Origin of the sequence: Pseudomonas sp. 8Z (genome assembly GCF_902506535.1) — a bacterium.
In the GTDB taxonomy this organism is placed as follows: domain Bacteria; phylum Pseudomonadota; class Gammaproteobacteria; order Pseudomonadales; family Pseudomonadaceae; genus Aquipseudomonas.
The window spans coordinates 1698783-1717986 of sequence record NZ_LR733827.1; the positions used below are offsets into that span (position 1 = coordinate 1698783).

Genomic DNA, 19204 nt, shown 5'->3' on the forward strand with positions numbered 1-19204 from the left:
CCAGCACGATTCATAGCCGGTTCAGCGTTGCCCCATGCGCCCCCTGCAAGCCTCACCAAAGGCCTGGAGGAACACGGGATGATGTGTGAATGCTACCTGCCGCCCAAGAGAATACGCCTCTGCGGCACGAAGCTGGCACAGCAATACAGCAGACAAGCACAAACCGCCCACTTGAGCACAGACGCGAACAAAAGGTACACAGCGCAGACCGAATAACTGCGCACGAATCACTGGCATGCCATATAACAGTCGCATACAGGCGGCTGAACGAAGGCGAACTACAAGCGCAAAGGAGCTAATGAGCGGAGCAAACAAGCCGTCACGGAAGAAGAAAGCAACGCTTACCTGACAGCCCACCTTCAGCGTTTTTTCAGCCCAACCAGCGTAACGCGCAACAGCACGGATCGCTGCCGAAGGAAAACGGCCTAAGGCCTTGAAACAAGCGCTGACGCCGATGACCGGCAAGCGAGACATGGGACACCCGTGTTATTGCTGTAAGTGGGCTTTCGACCGAGCTTAGCTTTGTTCATTTTTTTACACAATATATCTGTAAAAAATCAAACACACCCCGCTGAGCACCGCGACATCACAGGGTTTGAGAGCCACATAACAGCCCTTCAACGCCCCAAAAACGGCCATAACGCCCCGCTTCGGGGCATTTTTTGCCCGGCTTGACAGCCAAGTACGTTTCGGATTGACTCACACCCATGCAGTCGCATGATTGATATTTTTAACAAAAAGGTGTTGCATCATGTCGGTACCCCCGCGTGCCGTTCAGCTTAATGAAGCGAACGCGTTCCTTAAGGAACATCCTGAGGTCCAGTTCGTCGACCTTCTTATTGCAGATATGAATGGTGTGGTGCGCGGCAAGCGCATCGACCGCAATGCCCTTCACAAGGTGTACGAGAAAGGCATCAACCTCCCCGCCTCGCTGTTCGCGCTCGACATCAATGGCGCCACCGTCGAAAGCACAGGCCTGGGCCTGGACATCGGCGACGCCGACCGTATCTGCTTCCCCATCCCCAATACCCTGTGCAACGAGCCCTGGCAGAAGCGCCCCACCGCGCAACTGCTGATGACCATGCACGAGCTGGACGGCACGCCATTCTTCGCCGACCCACGCGAGGTGTTGCGCCAGGTGGTACAGAAGTTCGACGAACTGGGCCTGCGTATCTGCGCAGCCTTCGAACTGGAGTTCTACCTGATCGACCAGGAGAACATCAACGGTCGCCCCCAGCCGCCGCGCTCGCCGATCTCCGGCAAGCGTCCGCACTCGACTCAGGTGTACCTGATCGACGACCTCGACGAATACGTCGACTGCTTGCAGGACATGCTCGAAGCCGCCAAGGAGCAGGCCCTGCCCGCCGACGCCATCGTCAAGGAAAGCGCCCCGGCGCAGTTCGAGGTCAACCTGCATCACGTCGAAGACGCCATCAAGGCCTGCGACTACGCCCTGCTGCTCAAGCGCCTGATCAAGAACATCGCCTACGACCATGAAATGGATTCCACCTTCATGGCCAAGCCCTATCCGGGCCAGGCTGGCAACGGTCTGCACGTGCACATCTCGCTGATCGACAAGAAAACCGGGCAGAACATCTTCGCCGCCGAAGACCCGCTGCAGAACAGCTCGCTGCGCCACGCCGTCGGCGGCATCCTCGACACCCTGGCCTCGTCGATGGCCTTCCTCTGCCCCAACGTCAACTCCTACCGCCGCTTCGGCGCCAACTTCTACGTGCCCAACGCACCGAGCTGGGCGCTGGACAACCGCACCGTGGCCGTACGCGTGCCCACCGACAGCCCCGAGGCGGTTCGCATCGAACACCGCGTAGCCGGTGCCGACGCCAACCCCTACCTGATGCTGGCGTCGATTCTGGCCGGTATCCATCACGGCCTGACCAATCAGATCGAACCGGGTGAGCCGATCGAAGGCAATGCCTACGAGCAGCTCGAACCCAGCCTGCCGAACAACCTGCGCGATGCCCTGCGCCATCTGGACGACAGCGAAGTGCTGAACAAGTACATCGATCCGAAGTACATCGACATCTTCGTCGCGTGCAAGGAAGCCGAGCTGCAGGAATTCGAGACCACCATCTCCGACCTCGAATACAACTGGTACTTGCACACGGTGTAAGCCCAGCTCCCAGAAAGCCGACCACCGCGTCGGCTTTTTCTTATAAGCGCCGACCGCTCTCGGGTATGTCGCAGAACGACCACGCGAACCTATACTGGCCGCCCGCGACGCTCAATGGCGAACGCAACAAATTCGTAGCCCGCACACACTCCAGTGTGTCGATGACATGACAGCCCGCACAGGTGAACCATGACCCTACTCAGCACGACTCCCCGCGCCGACGGTTTTCACATGCCCGCCGAGTGGGCCCCGCACAGCCAAACCTGGATGGTCTGGCCCGAGCGCCCGGACAACTGGCGCAATGGCGGCAAACCGGCGCAGGCTGCCTTCGCCACTGTGGCCCGTGCCATCGCCCAGTTTGAGCCAGTGACCGTCTGCGTCAGCGCCGCACAGTACGAAAACGCCCGCGCGCGCCTGGACATGAGCAATATCCGCCTGGTGGAAATCACCACCGATGACGCCTGGGTACGCGACACCGGCCCGACCTTCGTGATCAACGCCAGCGGCGAAGTACGCGGTGTGGACTGGGCTTTCAACGCCTGGGGCGGCTTCGATGGCGGCCTCTACTGGCCCTGGCAGCGTGACGACCAAGTGGCGCGCAAGATCCTCGAAGTCGAGCGCTGCAAGCGCTACCGCACCGAAGGTTTCGTGCTCGAAGGCGGCTCGATCCATGTCGACGGCGAAGGCACCTTGATCACCACCGAAGAGTGCCTGCTGAACAGGAACCGCAACCCGCACCTGTCGCGCGAGGAGATCGAAAACGTACTGCGCGACCACCTGGCCATCGACACGGTGATATGGCTGCCGGATGGTCTGTACAACGACGAGACCAATGGCCACGTCGACAACTTCTGCTGCTACGTGCGCCCCGGTGAAGTGCTGCTAGCCTGGACCGACGACGAGAACGACCCCAACTACCCGCGCTGCCAGGCCGCCATGCACGTGCTGGAAAACGCGCGCGACGCCAAGGGCCGCCAACTGCAGGTGCACAAGATGCCGATACCCGGCCCACTGCACGCCAGCGCTGAAGAGTGCGCGGGCGTCGACATAGTCGAAGGTAGTCAGGAGCGCAGCCCCGAAGTACGCCTGGCCGGCTCCTACGTCAACTTTCTCATCGTCAACGGCGGCATCGTCGCGCCGAGCTTCGCTGACCCCAAGGATGAAGAAGCGCGCGCCATTCTCGAACGAATTTTCCCCGAGCATCGCGTGGTGATGGTGCCGGGCCGTGAGATTCTGCTTGGCGGCGGCAATATCCATTGCATCACCCAGCAGCAACCCGCCGCGCAAGGGCGCTAAGAATCAGCATGCTGGCCTGCTCAACCGGGCCAGTTGTGACCAAGGGCATCCAGAACAGCGCACGCCAGGTGGTCGATGCCATGTGCCAGCTCGCCTGAGCACTCACGGCTCAAGGCGCAAGCACGAGGCGCTGACTGCCTGGCGCGGCAGGCGAACACTTCACCTCCTGTGCCAGGACTGCAGCGCGGTGAAGATCAACATACCGACCAGCATCGCAACGACGAACAACAACGCCTGCCAATGCCCGAGCAGCAGGATCGCCAGAGCCGGCCCCGGACAGATGCCGGCAACGCCCCAGCCGACACCGAACAACAGGCTACCGCCGATCAGGCGGGCGTCTAGGTCTCGCCGTGTCGGCAACTGCATGGCACCGCCCAACAGTGCACGGCTGCGCCGTCGGGCAAGGGTCATAGGCAAGGCGGCAACACCGATCGCCGCCACCATCACCAGAGCCAGCGACGGATCCCAGGCGCCAGCCAGGTCGAGAAAGGCCAGCACCTTACTCGGGTCGGCCATCCCGGCCAGCAACAAGCCGAGTCCGAACAGCAGGCCACAGATGAATGCGCTGAATCTGGCCATGCTCAGCCTCCCAACAGATGACGCACAACAAAGACCGTTGCTAAACCTGCAGCCATGAAGCACAAGGTGGCCACCAGCGAACGCAGCGACAGACGGGAAATGCCGCAAACGCCATGGCCACTGGTGCAACCGGCTCCATAGCGAGTACCGATACCGACTAGTAAGCCGGCGACGATCAGGCCCAGGCTGCTGCTCTGGAAATGGATCTCGGGTAATACCGCAAACAGCCCCCACAGCAATGGAGCCAGAAGCAGACCGAGCAGGAACGCCACCTTCTCCCCACGAGCATCGCCACTACGCTGCAGCAAGCTGCCAAGCAGACCGCTGATCCCCGCGATACGTCCATTAGCCAGAGCGAACAGACCTGCGGCCAGACCGATCAGGGCGCCACCAGCTAATGCACTCCAGGGCGTGAAATTGAGCCAATCGATATTCATTGCGCACCCTCGCAGAACAGCCGGTAGAGCGTCTCAATCACCGCCAGCGCCGCCGGGCTGCTGATGCGGTAGAAGATCTGCTTACCTTCACGACGGGTTGCCACCAGGCCTTCGCGGCGCAACACCGCCAGTTGCTGGGACAGCGTCGGCTGTTGGATACCCAGCAGCGCTTCAAGCTCACTGACATTGCGCTCGCCCTGCGAGAGCTGGCAGAGCAGCAACAGCCGATCCGGGTTGGCCAGCGCCTTGAGCAACTGCCCGGCTGCGTCAGCATTGGCGCGTAGCGCCTGGATATCGATGGAGTCGCTCACGTGACACCCTCATCAAATACAATATGTATTTTTATATACTGTATTTTGATAAAGCGTTTGCAGCGCGACGAACGGTCACCCGTAGGGCGGGTGAAACCCGCCAGTCACCCCGGCAGGTTGCACCCGCCCTACGCCGTAAAAACGAAAACCCGCCGTGGCGGGTTTTCTGAGTGCTGCGGATGTATCAGGCGTCGGCGTCAGCGGCAGCCTGATAACCAGCCGCGTCGAGCAGCTTGTCCAGCTCGCTGACATCACTCGGCTTGAGCTTGAAGAACCAGCTACCGTACGGGTCGCTGTTGACGTTCTCCGGGCTGTCGGACAGCGATTCGTTAATGGCGATTACTTCACCGCTCACCGGCGCGTAAATATCGGAAGCGGCCTTGACCGACTCCACTACGCCAGCTTCCTGAGCGGCAGCCAGTTGCTTACCGACCTCCGGCAGTTCGATGAACACCACATCGCCGAGGGCTTCCTGAGCGTGGTCGGAAATGCCCACGGTCACGCTGCCATCGGCCTCCAGACGCGCCCACTCATGGCTGGCGGCGTAACGCAGATCAGCGGGGATATTGCTCATGTTTCATTCCTCGTAAGCGGTGATGGCAGGCAAGCCGCCAGGACAATTTAGCGCCCAGGCACAAGCAAGCCTGCGCCTAGGCCGATGTTCAGATCAAGGGTTTGCCGTAACGCACGAAGTTAGCTTGAACCACACGCACCGGGAACCATTTGCCGCGGATTTCCACCTCGGCGCGCTCGCCAGTCGCGGCGGGCACACGAGCCAGAGCGATGGACTTGTTAAGGGTCGGCGAAAAGCTGCCGCTGGTGATTTCACCATCACCGATCCCAGCCACGCGCACCACTTGATGAGCACGCAGCACGCCGCGCTCCTCCAACACCAGACCGACCAGTTTGTTTGGGCAACCCGCGGCCTGCTGCGCCTCAAGTGCAGCACGCCCGATAAAATCGCGCGTGCTGGGCTCCCAGGCGATGGTCCAGGCCATGTTGGCGGCCAGAGGCGAGACGTTTTCGTCCATGTCCTGACCGTACAGATTCATCCCGGCCTCCAGGCGCAGGGTGTCGCGCGCGCCCAGGCCAATCGGCGAAATGCCCGCGCCTACCAGGTCATTGAGGAAGGCCACCACCTCAGTGCTCGGCAGCATGATTTCCAGGCCATCTTCACCGGTGTAACCGGTACGGGCGATGAACCAGTCACCATCAGGCAAGCCCTGGAACGGCTTGAGGCTGTGGATCAACGCCGCACCACTCTGGCTCACCAGCTCGGCAACGCGCGAACGTGCTTTAGGGCCCTGGACGGCAAGCATGGCCAGGTCACTGCGCTCACGCAGAGTCACATCATGATCGCCCGCGTGGGCGTGCATCCAGGCTAGATCCTTGTCGCGGGTAGCGGCATTGAGCACCGCTCGGTAACCGCCTTCAGTGAGATAGACGATCAGATCGTCGATCACTCCGCCCTGCTCGTTGAGCATGGCGCTGTACAGCGCCTTGCCGGGGCTCTGCAAACGGGCCACGTCATTGGCCAACAGCCGTTGCAGATAGGCCTGCGCCTGGCTACCGGTGATATCCACCACGCACATATGCGAGACGTCGAAAACGCCGCATTCGCGACGCACCTGATGATGCTCCTCTACCTGCGAACCGTAGTGCAGCGGCATGTCCCAGCCACCGAAATCCACCATCTTGGCACCTAACGCCAAGTGCAGGTCATATAGAGGGGTACGCTGTCCCATGGGGTCTCCTTCCGGGCTTGGCGAAGCGATTCAGACGGCCGAGAGGCTCACTCGTTGCCATGAGCACACAGCAAGCACTCAAGGCGTTCATATGCAACAGCATAGTCGTCAGCACTTGAGCACCCTCGCCGACTTGCGCCTGGCACTCGCTCAGCTTTCTCAGCCGTCTGCCGGGCAGCCCGGCTCGCGAATGGCGCGCATTGTAGCGGCATGCGTGCGGAGGGTCATCCTGGCTTCAGGTCGTAAGGCGAGGACAACCGGCCAGTGCCAAGGTATGGCGGGTTGCACCCGCCCTACAGCATTGCCCTGATCAACCGAAGCGCCGCGCCGAACGACGGATCAGTAGGATCACCGGCAATAAGCCGACCGCCACCAGCGTCAGTGCCGGTAGCGAGGCACGCGCCCACTCGCCTTCGCTGGTCATCTCGAATACGCGCACAGCCAGGGTGTCCCAACCGAAGGGACGCATCAGTAAAGTGGCCGGCATTTCCTTGAGCACATCGACGAATACCAACAGCGCGGCCGACAACGTGCCCGGCAGCAGCAGCGGCAGATAGACCCGCAGAAACAGACCGAGCCCACCGACGCCCAGGCTGCGCGATGCCTCGGGTAGCGATGGACGGATGCGTGCCAGGCTGGTTTCCAGCGGCCCATAAGCCACCGCCAGGAAACGGATCAGGTAGGCCACCAGCAGCGCGGCCAGACTGCCCATCAGCAGCGGCTTGCCAGCGCCACCAAGGGCGCTGCTCAGCGGAATCACCAGCTCACGGTCGAGAAAGCTGAATGCCAGCATGATCGCCACCGCCAATACCGAGCCCGGCAATGCATAGCCCAGGTTGCCAAAGGCCACCCCCGCACGCACCGCGCGCGTCGGCGCCTGGCGGCGGGCGAAGGCCAGCAACAGCGCTACGCTCACGGTGATCAGCGCCGCCATAGCGCCCAGATAGAGCGTATGCAGGATCAGCCCGGCATAACGCTCGTCGAGATCGAAACGTCCACGCTGCCAGAACCAAGCCAGCAACTGCAGCACGGGAATGACAAAGGCGCAGGCCAATACCAGGGAGCACCAAGCACTGGCCGCCAGCGCTTTCCAGCCCCGCAGGTGGTACAACGCCTGGCCTCGCGCACGCTCGTTGGTCGGCCGTGCGGCACCACGGGCACGGCGCTCGCCATACAGCACCAGCGCCACGGCCAGGAGCAACAAACTGGCCAACTGAGTGGCGCTGCTCAAGCTGTAGAAGCTGTACCAGGTTTTGTAGATCGCAGTGGTAAAGGTATCGAAATTGAACACCGAGACCGCGCCGAAATCCGCCAGGGTCTCCATGATCGCCAGCGCCAGACCGGCGCCTATAGCCGGGCGCGCCATCGGCAGGGCGACATGCCAGAACGCCTGCCAGGGCGTCTGTCCGAGCACCCGCGCAGCCTCCATCAGCCCCTTGCCCTGGGCCAGGAAGGCGGTGCGCGCAAGCAGGTAGACATAGGGGTAGAACACCAGCACCAGGACGATGATTACCCCACCGGTGGAGCGCACCCGTGGCAGGCGCACGCCGCTGCCGAACCATTCGCGCAGCAGCGTCTGCACCGGCCCGGCGAAATCCAGCAGACCAACGAAGACAAACGCCAGCACATAGGCGGGAATGGCGAACGGCAGCATCAGCGCCCAATCCAACCAGCGCCGACCCGGAAATTCGCAGAGACTGGTCAGCCAGGCCAGACTAACGCCGAGCAGGGTCACGCCAACGCTGACGCCGAGCACCAGCGTCAGGGTATTACCGATCAACCGTGCCATCTGCGTTTGCCACAGATGCGCCCATATCTGCGTGTCCACCACCTGCCAACTGAGCAGCAGCACAGACAACGGCATCAGCACCAAGGCAACAACGGCCAGGACGATGGGATACCAGCGACGCTGAACAGGATGCGGCACGCAGATTCCTCTAATACGAAAAAACGACGCCCCGACTAAGCGGGGCGTCGCAGTAAAACAGCCGGGGGCTGCAAGCTGCAAGCTTCAGGCTTCAGGCTTCAGGCGCAGCAACCTAGGCGTTTGCCTGCAGCCTGTCGCCTGCCGCCGCTTTATTGCCACCCAGCGCGATCCATCAGCATGGTTGCTTCGGCCTGACGCTTGCCTGCCACTTCGGTGGCCACGGTGTCGGCCTTGAAGGCGCCCCAGGACGCGACTTCGGCGGACGGCTGCACGGCAGGGTTGGCCGGGTATTCCTGGTTGATATCGGCAAACAGGCTCTGTGCTTCGGCAGTGGTCATCCACTCCAGCAGTTTACGCGCGGCCTCGGCATGCGGTGCATGCTGGGTCACACCAGCACCTGCCAGATTGACGTGCACGCCACGATCGTTCTGGTTCGGCCAGAACGGCTTCACCTTCAACGCCGGGTTCTGCTTGTGCAAACGGCCATAGTAGTAAGTGTTAGTGATGCCTACATCGCACTGACCGGCATCGATGGCCTGCAGCAGGGCGGTGTCGTCGGCGAACACATCGGTGGCCAGGTTATTGACCCAACCCTTGATGATTTCCTCGGTTTTCTCCGCACCGTGGGCTTCGATCAGGGTGGCGGTCAGCGACTGGTTGTAGACCTTCTTGCTGGTGCGCAGACACAGGCGGCCTTCCCAGTTCTTGTCGGCCAGCGCTTCGTAAGTGGACAGCTCCTGCGGCTTGACCCGCTCGGTGGAGTAGAAGATGGTGCGCGCACGCAGCGACAGGCCCGTCCAGCTATCGGTGCTGGAGCGGTACTGAGCCGGGATGTTGGCGTCGATCACCTCGGACTCGGTCGGCTGCAAAACTCCCGCCTGCTCAGCCTGCCAGAGGTTGCCGGCATCGACGGTGATCAGCATGTCGGCTGGCGTATTGGCGCCTTCGGCCTTGAGGCGAGCGATCAGCGGCGCTTCCTTGTCGGTGATGAACTTCACCTTAACCCCGGTTTTCGCGGTGTAGGCATCGAAGACCGGCTTGATCAGCTCGTCGATACGGGCGGAGTAAACCACCACCTCATCGGCAGCCTGTACCGCAGTCGCCAAGGTGCTGAGTGTGAATGCGGCAAAAAGCGCGTTACGAGCCTTCATGGAAGCAGCCTCTGTCATCGTGAAAGTGGCTGAATACTAGTGAAGCTCATTTGCCGTCTCAACGAAACGCGGCGCGCAATCATGGCCAGTTGTTACAAGGCGTTTATAAGGCCATGCGTGTTTTATTGGCTGATACTGGTTCGGCAAGTTTTTGTGCTGGTTGTTTGGGTGTCTGTTCCGGACTGCCGCGTTTCTGCTGATATTTTTGGTTTCGCCCTCCCGGGCGAGTGACTTTTGACGGGCAAAAGTAACCAAAACCCTCCGCCCGGTCATCCGGCCCTCGCTGCGCCAGGGTTCGCTCACTCCATCGCCGCTCCAGAGGCCCGCCACGATGGGCCATCCATGGCCCTCCGTGGCTCTCGGCTTTGGCATCCTGCGTCGCTCTACCTCCTGCATCCATGCAGTCGTCGCGACATCCTGTCGCTCGACCTCTTCCACGACGACTCCGTTCACCCTCCTGGGCGGGCTCTGCACGCGCCTGAACCTCCAGTAATTCAGGTGTAGCTAGGAGTGCTCTGGCAAGAGCAATAGCAAACCGCTGTGGTCTGCGAGTGAAACCGATAGTTTCAGGCGCGCGAAAATCCCCCTTCAGGAGGCCGAACGTAGGCACTGCGCAGGGGGGCGAGCGGCATGGATGCCGCGAGAGGCGTAATGGGCCAGGGACGGCCCATGTACGCCGACCCTGGAGCGGTGCCGGAGTGAGGGAAGTCGAGCGAAGCGAGACCCGGATGGCGGGGTGCGCTTTCTTTTGCTTACTTTTCTTTGCGCATTTCAAAGAAAAGTGAGTCGCCCGAGGGGGCGAAACCTGGAATACCTGAATACGCCTTAACGGCGTCCAGAACACCAAAAAACAAACAAACTTGCCAGTACGGTATCAAGAAGAACTTTCCCAAGACTCCGCGGAGATCTATTCAAGGAGCCGGTTCAGGCTCGCGCCAGCTCCGGCAAATCACCCGAAAGCCCCAGCGCCTGGCGCACGAACAGCGCCTTGGCTTCGGCCTGGCCATCGACCAGATCCAGGCCGATATTGCGCAGCAGACGCAGCGGCAGCGGGTCGGCCTGAAACAGCCGCTCGAAGCCCTCCATCGCCGCCATCATCGCCAGGTTGTAAGGCATGCGGCGGCGCTCATAGCGACTCAGCACGCGCTCGTCGGCCAGGTTCTCGCCACGTTCGGCGGCATGCAGCAGCACCTCGGCCAGCACCGCGGCGTCGAGGAAACCCAGGTTGACGCCCTGCCCAGCCAGCGGGTGGATGGTGTGCGCGGCATCGCCGATCAGCGCCAGCCCCGGCTCGATATAGCGCTTGGCGTGGCGCTGGCGTAGCGGGATGCACAGACGGCGATCAGCGTGCAGCACCTGACCCAGACGCGACTCGAACGCCCGCGTCAGCTCGCGGCAGAAATCCTCGTCCCCCAGCGCCATCAGGCGCTCGGCTTCGGCCGGCACGGTCGACCAGACAATCGAGCACCAATGCTCGCCAGCAGGCCCAGCCAGTGGCAGAAAGGCCAGCGGGCCGTCGTCGGTGAAGCGCTGCCAGGCCGTCGCCTGATGCGGTCGCTCGCAGCGCACGCTGGTGACGATGGCGTGGTGCAGGTAATCCCATTCACGCGTGGCGCAACCGGCCAGGCGGCGCACTGCCGAGTTGGCGCCATCGGCGGCCACCAGCAGCGGCGCGCGCAGTTGGCGGCCATCTTCCAGGGTCAGCAGCCAATCGTCGCCGCTGCGGCGCAGTTGCTCCAGACGGGCGCCGGGCAGCAAACCGATCTGGCTGTCGTGCAGGCGTTCGAGCAGGGCATCCTGCACCACACGGTTCTCGACGATATGGCCGAGGGTGTCGGCATGCACGCTGGCCGCGGCGAAATGGATGCTGCCGGTGCCGGAGCCGTCCCACACGCGCATCTCGCCATAGGGGCAGGCACGCCGGCTGGCGATGCCCTGCCAGGCGCCAAGGCGCTCGATGATGCGCTGGCTAGCCACCGACAGCGCACTGACTCGCGGTTCGAACGGTGCATCAGCGGCGAACGGCGCCACGCTGAGCGGACTGCCATCGACGATGAGGATGTCCAGACCGCTGTGCTCCAGCGCCAGGGCCAGGGTGCTGCCGACCATGCCGGCACCGACGATGATCAGATCCGCGCGCATATTCATTCCTTGGTCATCACAGGCTTCGCGTCCCCATGCCCATCGCCTGACGGGCGAACCAGCGCTTGGCCGGCGGCAGCAGATCCAGGCCGAGCAGGCCGAGATTGCGCCCGGCTGCCAGCAGCGGTTGAGCGGTACTGAACAGGCGGGTCACCCGGTCGGAAAAGCCGACGGTCAACTGTTGATCCAGTTGCTGACGCTGCAGGTAGCGCTGCAGCATGGCGTAGTCGCCAAGCGCAGCCTGGCTGTCGCTGAGCACCTCGGCCAGGGCCTGGGTATCCCGCAGCGACAGGTTGTAGCCCTGGCCGGCGATGGGGTGCAGGCTGTGCGCGGCATTGCCCAGCACCACCAGATTCGGGCGCACCTGCTCCTGCGCTTCCACCAGTGCCAGCGGATAGAGATGCCGCGTGCCGACCTGGCGCAGCGCGCCGAGGCGATAACCGAAAGCCTGCTGCAATTCGTCGAGGAAAGCGCGCTCGCTCAAGTTCATCAGCCGTTCGGCATCGGCGCCAGTACGCGTCCAGACCAGCGCGCAGCGGTTGCCGTCCAGCGGCAGCATGGCCATCGGCCCGTCATCGGTGAAACGCTCGAAGGCCTGGCCGCGATGAGCTTCCAGCGGGCTGACGTTGGCAATGATTGCACTCTGCCCATAGGGCGTCTGGCTCACGGCAATGCCCAGTTGCTCGCGCAAACCGGAGCGGCCACCATCGGCAAGCACCGCCAGTTGGCAATCGAGGCTACTGCCATCGTTCAGTTGCAGGCGGTAGCCGGCCTCGATCTGGCGCATGGCGCTGACTTCGGCCGGGCAATGCCACTGCACAACGTCTGGGTCGAGCGCCTGCCACAGGCAATGGCCGATCCAGGCGTTCTCCACCACGTAGCCCAGGGCCGGCACACCCTCTTCGATGGCCTGCAAGCGGGTGGCACCGAAACGGCCACGATCGGACACGTGAATCTGCAGAATCGGCTCGGCACGTTGGGCGATGGCCTGCCACAGGTCGAGGCGTTCGTAGATCAGCCGACTGCCGTAGGACAGCGCGGTGGAACGCGCGTCATAGCTGGGCTGGTAGGCATTGCCGGGGGCAAAGGGTTCGATCAGGGCGATGCGCCAGCCGCGCTGGCGCGCGGTTTCCTGCAGGGCCAGCGCCAGGCTAGCACCAACCAGGCCGCCACCGATGATCGCCAAGTTCACCTGAGTCATGGCCTCAGGCCGCCTCGCTGCGCGCGGCAGCCATCAACGCCTCGATCTCGGCGACCGACTTGGGCACGCCATTGGTAAGGATCTCGCAGCCGGTCTTGGTCACCACCACGTCGTCCTCGATACGCACGCCGATGCCGCGCCACTTCTTCGCCACCTTGTCATTGTCGGTGGCGATATAGATGCCCGGTTCGACGGTCATGGCCATGCCCGGTTCGAGCACGCGCCACTCGCCGCCGACCTTGTAGTCGCCGACATCGTGCACGTCCATGCCCAGCCAGTGACCGGCACGGTGCATGTAGAAAGGTTTGTAGGCTTCGCTGGCGATCAGTTCGTCGACCTCACCGCTGAGCAGGCCCAATTCCACCAGACCGGCGGTGATGACACGCACGGTAGCCTCGTGAGCTTCGTTCCAGTGCTTGCCGGGAGCGATGTGTTTGAAGGCCTCTTCGTTGGCTTTGAGCACCAGCTCGTAGATGGCCTTTTGCTCGGGCGAGAACTTGCCACTGACCGGGAAGGTGCGGGTGATGTCGCTGGCGTAACAGTCGATCTCGCAACCGGCGTCGATCAGCACCAGATCGCCGTCCTTGAGCGCAGCGTCGTTCTCGCGGTAGTGCAGGATGCAGGCATTCTTGCCCGCCGCGACGATGCTGCCATAGGCCGGCATCTTCGCCCCGCCCTTGCGGAACTCGTAATCCAGCTCAGCTTCCAGATGGTATTCGTAAAGCCCGGCGCGGCTGGCCTGCATGGCGCGGATGTGGGCACGCGCGCTGATCTCGGCGGCCTCACGCATCACCTTGACCTCAGCCGCCGACTTGTACAGGCGCATGTCGTGCAGCAAGTGGTCGAGGGCGACGAACTCGTTCGGCGGCGTGGCGCCCTGGCGCGCCTTGGCGCGGATATGGTTGACCCATTCCATCAGCCGGTGATCGAACTCCTGATTGAAGCCGATAGCGTAGTAGACACGCTCACGGCCTTCGATCAGCCCCGGCAGGATGTCGTCGATATCGCCGATGGGGAAGGCATCGTCGGCACCGAAGGTGCTTACGGCACCCTCCTGGCCGGCACGCAGGCCGTCCCACAGCTCGCGCTCGGGGTCACGCTCGCGGCAGAACAACACGTATTCGCCATGCTCGCGACCGGGGATCAGCGCCATCACCGCTTCCGGCTCGGGGAAGCCGGTGAGGTACTGGAAGTCACTGTCCTGGCGGTAGGTGTGCTCGACATCGCGGTTGCGGATGTACACCGGCGCGGCCGGCAGGATGGCGATGCTATTGGGTTCCATCTGCGCCATCAGCGCCTTGCGCCGACGGGCATATTCGGACTTGGGAATGCTGATCACGGCGGGCTCCAACGAATGGCAGTCAGTGCAGGGAAGGTTTCGGTTCAGCAGTGGCGGGCTTGGCGCACTCGGAAAACAGCAGCAGCGGCGCCACGCGCAGGTACTCCATCACCTCCATGTAGTCGCTCTCGCCGTCTTCGGATTCGTCCAGCGCGCTCTGCACCTGGGCAATAGCGGAAAGATCCTGCAGCACTTCCATGGCCTCGGCGCTCAGCGCACCGTCACGGGCGGTCAGGCCGAAGCCACCGAGAAAGCCCTGGCACCACTGGCCCAGAGCGGTGGCACGTTGCGCCAGCGGCGCTTCGTCGTCCGGCAGCAGCAACACCACGGTGATGTCTTCGCTGCACAGCTCGCCCTTGACCATCTCCTGCAAGCCAATCAGCGCCTGACGCACGTTGTCTTGCGGCGCGCCACCGAGCAGTTCGGCGGCATCGACCAGCCAGGAGCCGGGCTCGAAACCGGCGCCGGCGCAACTGCGCCCGAGCAGCAGGCCGTGCAATTCGGCAGGTGAAACGGAGTGCCCCGCACTGCTCAAGAGAGCGGCGAAGGCGGCGTAGGGAGAACTGGAAGTCGACATGGGCAGCTAGGCGCCAGGCGGCGCAATCTCTAGAATGGAGGCCTCGTATCCTAGCACCGGCAGGCGAGCCAAGGCCATCGACCGCCGCCTGTGTGCACGCGGCCCGCTGGCCAGCAGATTTGACCTGCTGGCCAGCGGGCCTATAGTCCAGCCATTCCCTGCCATAGCGAGAGCCCATGGAAGACGCCGATATACACGCGTTGACCGCCAAACTGGAGCTGCTGATCCAGCGCGTCGAACAGCTCAAGGCCCACAACCGACTCCTGCTGGCAAATGAACAGGCCTGGCGCGAGGAGCGCGCCCATCTGATCGAAAAGAACGAATTGGCCCGGCACAAGGTCGAATCGATGATTTCGCGCCTCAAAGCCCTGGAGCAGGACACATGACCCAGTCGAAAACCGTGACCGTCCACATCCTGGACAAAGAATATTGCATCGCCTGCCCGCAGGACGAACGCGCCAACCTGGAAAGCGCTGCACGCTATCTGGACGGCAAAATGCGGGAGATCCGCACCAGCGGCAAGGTGATCGGCGCCGACCGCGTAGCGGTGATGGCAGCTCTGAACATCACCCATGACCTGCTGCACAAGCAACAGCGCCTGGACATGGACGCCAGCTCCACCCGCCAGCAGGTACGTGATCTGCTCGACCGCGTCGACCAGGCCCTGGCCGACGATCCCAAAGCCCCCTGAGCACCTGGCATGCAGACCGATTCGTCACCCGCTGCCCGCAAGCGGCTCTCATCGGGTATACTGCCCCCCGCTCCCTGGAGTGCGCGCCAGTCGGTGATGTCCCTGAGCCGATACGCACAACCACGGGGGTTGCAAGTTGGGGCCGGTGTGCATGTCCGCTTGACGGAAAGCCTTAACGCCTCCTGCAACCTCCACCTTGAACTTTCGGGTTCAAGGGCTAAACCGACAGCGGCATGCCGGGGAGTCACTTCTTCTTTAGCCTTCGCGCCCCAGCGTAGGCCTTTGGCGACACTCGGCAACCGAACATGATCGAGTCCGCCGGTCTAAGCCGCCCACAATTGCGCCGCCTGCTGCGACAACAACGCCGTGCCTTGCCCGCTAGCGCACAGCGCCAAGCCGCACGTGGACTTTATCGGCAGTTGAGCCAACACCCTCTCTTTCGTCGCGCCCGGCATATCGCCCTGTACCTGCCGAACGATGGCGAGATTGATCCACGCCCACTGCTCAAAGCTGCGCAAAAACGCGGCAAACACACCTACCTGCCGGTGCTCAGCGCCTGGCCGCGCACCAAGATGGTATTTCAGCGCATCAGCCGACACGAGAAGTTGGCGGGCAATCGTTTCCGCATACTTGAACCGACTGCGCAGCGGGCCAAGCAACGCAAGATCTGGGCGCTGGATTTGGTATTGCTACCTCTGGTCGGCTTCGATGACTGTGGCGGTCGGCTCGGCATGGGCGGTGGCTTCTATGACCGCAGCCTGGCCTACCTGAGTCGGCGCAAAAATTGGCACAAACCGACGCTACTGGGCCTGGCACATGAATGTCAGCGGGTAGATGAGCTGGCCATGGCCAGTTGGGACGTGCCCTTGCAAGCTACGGTAACGAATCGCGCGTGGTATCACGGCTAGACAATCGTGCCGCATTCCCTGCGGCGCAGAAACCAATCAAGCGACCTTACGGCTGCTGGACTTTGGCCGGGACATCATCCTGGCGATCCAGAAGGCTCTGGGTGTACCCCGTAGTCACCATACCCAGGCCGAATAGTATGACGAGAACCCACAAAATATCTGGCTTGCGTTTCATTAATGAATTGCCTCCCCCTTTCAGGCAATGCAGCGCGTAAGCCGCGCATTATTTTATGTGCAGCCCTACGTCACCAAGCGTTTAGCGCGGCATTTTCCTCCAGCGGACTACGCTTCGCAATTTCAGGCGCCAACCAACCGTCGGACAAATTACTTTCAATCGATGTCCGCCAACGGGCATAGCAGCAGGAGCAAAGTTCATGCCTTACTGGCTGATGAAATCAGAACCCGATGAGCTATCCATCCATGATCTCAAGCGTCTGGGCACGGCGCGTTGGGATGGTGTGCGCAATTATCAGGCGCGTAACTTCATGCGCTCGATGCAAAGGGGCGACCTATTCTTCTTCTATCACTCCAGTTGCCCAAAACCAGGAGTTGCCGGGATCGCGCGGATTGTCAGCCAAGCCTACCCCGACCCCACAGCACTTGATCCACAGAGCCATTACCACGACGCCAAGGCCAGTATCGAGAAAAATCCATGGAGCGCCCTGGACGTCGAATTCGTCGAAGCCTTTACTGACGTGCTGCCACTGGCAACGCTCAAGAACAATTCGCTTCTGCACGAGATGCCGCTACTACAACGCGCCAGCAGACTTTCGGTGATGCCCGTCAGCGACTCACAGTGGCAGGCGATCCTCGCCATGCGTTGAGCCATCTCGGGCCTTGTGCTATCACATTGCTACCGCCTTCGGAGTTTCGCCATGCTGGCATCTTCCGCCTGGCCGGCGCGCATGGCGCTGGCTCTTCTCATGGTCATGCTCTGCACCGCCAGCGTACTGCTCTGGCGTCAACTGGAGCGCGAGCAGCAGCAGCGCATCGACGAGCGCATCGACTACGAAGCCCGCACCCTGGCCCGCCAACTGGAGAACTCACTGCAACAGGAAGTCGCCAGCCTGGGGCGTATCGCGCGCCTGTGGAATACCTTCGACCGCCTACCGCGCGCCAGTTGGGAGGAAGAAGTCAACCGCACGCTGGACGGTTTTCCCGCCTACCAGTCGATCCAGTGGCGGGGACCAGACTTGCACATGCACTGGCTGCTGCCACTGCGGGGCAACGAATCGGCAGTTAACTACCGCCTGACCCCCAACAACCCCAACTACGCGCTGGCCATGCAGGCCCGCGACACGGGCGAGCAACGCCTTTCCAACAGTTTCGAGCTGGTGCAGGGTGGCCGCGGCTTCGTCCTCTACACTCCGCTCTATCGCACCCAGGATAATCAGCGCGTCTTCGACGGTTTCCTGCAGGGCGTCTTTCGCGTCAAGCCGCTGATGGATCAGTTGCTAACCCAAATAGACCAAGGCAACTTCACCCTCGAACTGCTTGAGCACGACCAACCCATCTATCGCCACGACCCAACCGGCAACGTCGGCACACCAAGCCGCCAGGTCATGTTGAGCCTACTCAACAACCACAATTTCAGCCTGCACCTGAGCCCGACACCGGCATTACTCGCTCAGCTCGAAACACCGCTGCCGCAATTGGTACTTGGCAGCGGCGTGCTGATCAGTCTGCTGCTGGTTGCTGCTCTGGCTCTCGCCCAGCAAACCGGCCTGCGGGCACGCGCGCAGCAGCGCGCGAATAAGTTACTGGGAATCGAAGCGCGCAGACGCCAGGAAATCGAGCAGCGCCTGCGAGAAAACCGCGAGCGCCTGCAACTGGTGCTCGATCTGACCGACTCCAGCCACGACGGGCTGTTCATCTTCGACACCGCGACCCGCGAGCTGCTCCACATGAACCAGGCCACCTACGCCAGCCTGGGCTATCACGCGCAACAGTTCGCAGAGCTACTGCGTGATACCCCTGAGAAGCTTATGCCCGGCTTTCATCGCTGGCTGGAACAAGCGCATCAAGCCCAACGCGACAACCTCACACGCATATTCCAACGAGAACTGATTCGTCGCGATGGCAGCCGCCAACCCGCCGAGATCAACACTCAATTGGTTAACCTGCATGATCGCGAATACCTGATCGCCGTCTCGCGCGACAACAGCGAACGCCTGCAACTTGAAGAGAAATTGCAACGCCTGTCGCAACTGGACGGCCTGACCGGCCTCTATAACCGCCGCTACTTTGACCAGCAATTGCATGCGTTATGGCGCAGGCAGTGGCGCGACGCTGCACCGCTGGCACTGCTGATGGCGGACATCGACTACTTCAAGCCGTACAACGACACGCTTGGCCACCTGGCTGGCGACGATGCCCTACGCCGCGTCGGTGAAGCGCTACGAGGCAGCTTGCAACGGGAAGGCGATGTCGCCTGCCGCTATGGCGGCGAAGAGTTCGTGATCATTCTGCCCGGTACCGATCATATGGGCGCAGAACAGATTGCAGCGCGCCTGCAAAGCGCCATCACCGAACTACAGATAGCCCATCCCATCAGCCCCTTTGAACGCCTGACCCTGAGCATCGGCATCGCCGCCGCCGAGCCCGTGGACGATGATCGTCCCGGCGCACTCCTGGAGCGCTGCGATCAAGCGCTGTACAGCGCCAAACGCGAAGGCCGCAACCGCACAGAGACCTGGAAAGGCACCGCCGAATAAAGCAAACCACTGACCGTGAACGCACCAAGCTCAGGCATAACGGCCACAGCCTTCC

19 protein-coding genes and 1 other RNA gene are annotated in these 19204 nt (G+C 62.2%); 8 read left to right on the forward strand and 12 right to left on the reverse strand.

Translation table 11 applies throughout. The annotated features are described in order from the left end of the window. Positions 1-21: 21 nt before the first annotated feature. Positions 22-474, reverse strand: a complete 453-nt coding sequence (locus AERO9A_RS20795) for a hypothetical protein (protein ID WP_159973787.1) — start codon at positions 472-474, stop codon at positions 22-24. Positions 475-751: 277 nt separating this feature from the next. On the opposite strand from AERO9A_RS20795, the gene AERO9A_RS20800 reads away from it, so the two are divergent. Together AERO9A_RS20800 and aguA are read left to right on the forward strand one after the other, a co-directional pair. Then, positions 752-2131: a glutamine synthetase family protein gene (locus AERO9A_RS20800; protein WP_159973788.1), complete on the forward strand. Its 1380-nt coding sequence runs from the start codon at positions 752-754 to the stop codon at positions 2129-2131. A 189-nt stretch (positions 2132-2320) separates the two neighbouring features. Continuing rightward, positions 2321-3427: an agmatine deiminase gene (aguA, locus tag AERO9A_RS20805; protein ID WP_159973789.1), complete on the forward strand. Its 1107-nt coding sequence runs from the start codon at positions 2321-2323 to the stop codon at positions 3425-3427. Between the two features lie 159 nt (positions 3428-3586). Here the strand turns inward: aguA and AERO9A_RS20810 are convergent, their stop codons facing one another. From AERO9A_RS20810 to AERO9A_RS20860, 11 genes are all read right to left on the reverse strand, one after another. Next, entirely contained in the window at positions 3587-4006 is a 420-nt protein-coding gene (locus AERO9A_RS20810; RefSeq protein ID WP_159973790.1) for a DUF6691 family protein, read from the reverse strand. Positions 4007-4008: 2 nt separating this feature from the next. Then, on the reverse strand, positions 4009-4443 hold the full coding sequence (locus AERO9A_RS20815) for a YeeE/YedE family protein (protein WP_159973791.1): 435 nt from the start codon (positions 4441-4443) through the stop codon (positions 4009-4011). Further along, on the reverse strand, positions 4440-4754 hold the full coding sequence (locus tag AERO9A_RS20820; protein ID WP_159973792.1) for a metalloregulator ArsR/SmtB family transcription factor: 315 nt from the start codon (positions 4752-4754) through the stop codon (positions 4440-4442). Before AERO9A_RS20820 ends, AERO9A_RS20815 begins: the two co-directional genes overlap by 4 nt. A gap of 184 nt (positions 4755-4938) precedes the next feature. Beyond that, the gene (gene gcvH / locus AERO9A_RS20825) at positions 4939-5328 is read right to left on the reverse strand and encodes a glycine cleavage system protein GcvH (RefSeq protein WP_159973793.1); all 390 of its coding nucleotides are present in this window, start codon (positions 5326-5328) and stop codon (positions 4939-4941) included. 88 nt (positions 5329-5416) lie between these two features. Then, entirely contained in the window at positions 5417-6499 is a 1083-nt protein-coding gene (gene gcvT / locus AERO9A_RS20830; RefSeq protein ID WP_159973794.1) for a glycine cleavage system aminomethyltransferase GcvT, read from the reverse strand. Positions 6500-6809: 310 nt separating this feature from the next. Further along, a complete protein-coding gene (locus AERO9A_RS20835; protein ID WP_159973795.1) occupies positions 6810-8426 on the reverse strand; it encodes an iron ABC transporter permease in 1617 nt (538 codons plus the stop codon). Between the two features lie 149 nt (positions 8427-8575). Then, a complete protein-coding gene (locus tag AERO9A_RS20840) occupies positions 8576-9577 on the reverse strand; it encodes an extracellular solute-binding protein (protein WP_159973796.1) in 1002 nt (333 codons plus the stop codon). A gap of 924 nt (positions 9578-10501) precedes the next feature. After that, entirely contained in the window at positions 10502-11719 is a 1218-nt protein-coding gene (locus AERO9A_RS20845) for a 2-octaprenyl-3-methyl-6-methoxy-1,4-benzoquinol hydroxylase (RefSeq protein WP_178111163.1), read from the reverse strand. A gap of 16 nt (positions 11720-11735) precedes the next feature. Then, positions 11736-12920, reverse strand: coding sequence for a 2-octaprenyl-6-methoxyphenyl hydroxylase (ubiH, locus tag AERO9A_RS20850; RefSeq protein WP_159973798.1), 1185 nt, complete (start codon positions 12918-12920; stop codon positions 11736-11738). Between the two features lie 4 nt (positions 12921-12924). Next, complete coding sequence (gene pepP, locus AERO9A_RS20855; RefSeq protein ID WP_159973799.1) at positions 12925-14259, reverse strand: Xaa-Pro aminopeptidase; 1335 nt, start codon at positions 14257-14259, stop codon at positions 12925-12927. Between the two features lie 22 nt (positions 14260-14281). Beyond that, positions 14282-14836 (reverse strand): YecA family protein, encoded by a 555-nt coding sequence (locus AERO9A_RS20860; protein WP_159973800.1) that lies wholly within the window; start codon positions 14834-14836, stop codon positions 14282-14284. 176 nt (positions 14837-15012) lie between these two features. Here AERO9A_RS20860 and AERO9A_RS20865 point away from each other — a divergent pair, with 176 nt between their 5' ends. The 6 genes from AERO9A_RS20865 (at position 15013) to AERO9A_RS20890 (ending at position 19149) form a co-directional block, all read left to right on the forward strand. Next, entirely contained in the window at positions 15013-15222 is a 210-nt protein-coding gene (locus tag AERO9A_RS20865) for a TIGR02449 family protein (RefSeq protein WP_159973801.1), read from the forward strand. After that, positions 15219-15527, forward strand: coding sequence for a cell division protein ZapA (locus AERO9A_RS20870; protein WP_159973802.1), 309 nt, complete (start codon positions 15219-15221; stop codon positions 15525-15527). The genes AERO9A_RS20865 and AERO9A_RS20870 overlap by 4 nt, the downstream gene beginning before the upstream one ends. A 68-nt stretch (positions 15528-15595) precedes the next feature. Continuing rightward, positions 15596-15774, forward strand: a non-coding RNA gene (gene ssrS / locus AERO9A_RS20875) — 6S RNA. A 58-nt stretch (positions 15775-15832) separates the two neighbouring features. Beyond that, on the forward strand, positions 15833-16435 hold the full coding sequence (locus tag AERO9A_RS20880) for a 5-formyltetrahydrofolate cyclo-ligase (RefSeq protein WP_159973803.1): 603 nt from the start codon (positions 15833-15835) through the stop codon (positions 16433-16435). Positions 16436-16809: 374 nt separating this feature from the next. After that, on the forward strand, positions 16810-17259 hold the full coding sequence (locus AERO9A_RS20885) for an EVE domain-containing protein (protein ID WP_159973804.1): 450 nt from the start codon (positions 16810-16812) through the stop codon (positions 17257-17259). A gap of 51 nt (positions 17260-17310) precedes the next feature. Next, positions 17311-19149, forward strand: a complete 1839-nt coding sequence (locus AERO9A_RS20890) for a diguanylate cyclase (RefSeq protein WP_159973805.1) — start codon at positions 17311-17313, stop codon at positions 19147-19149. The last annotated feature ends 55 nt before the right edge of the window (positions 19150-19204 follow it).